The organism is Neisseria sp. HMSC055H02 (genome assembly GCF_001813335.1).
Taxonomy (GTDB): domain Bacteria; phylum Pseudomonadota; class Gammaproteobacteria; order Burkholderiales; family Neisseriaceae; genus Neisseria; species Neisseria sicca_C.
The window spans coordinates 1-250 of sequence record NZ_KV812120.1; the positions used below are offsets into that span (position 1 = coordinate 1).

The following is a 250-nucleotide window of genomic DNA, read 5'->3' on the forward strand; positions in this document are numbered from 1 at the left end:
AGCCACCGACGCCGTCAACGTCGCCCAGCTGAACGAACAACTCGCCGCAACTGAAAAAACCACCACCGTCGTCGCCGGTAAGAACGTGACCGTCAGCGAAAAAGTGGACGGTAACAACACCGAGTACACCGTCAACGCCGACAAGACCACCCTCAGCCAAGCGGCTAACGGTGCGGTTAAAGTCAGCGAAGGTGCGAAAGACGCCGACGGTGTTACCGATTACGCCCTCGACCTGACCGACGAAGCCAAA

At 58.4% G+C, this 250-nt stretch carries 1 protein-coding gene; it reads left to right on the forward strand.

The window, feature by feature from the left end; genetic code table 11:
* A partial coding sequence (locus HMPREF2907_RS13005; protein ID WP_168165214.1) for a hypothetical protein occupies positions 1-250 on the forward strand: 250 nt, incomplete at both ends.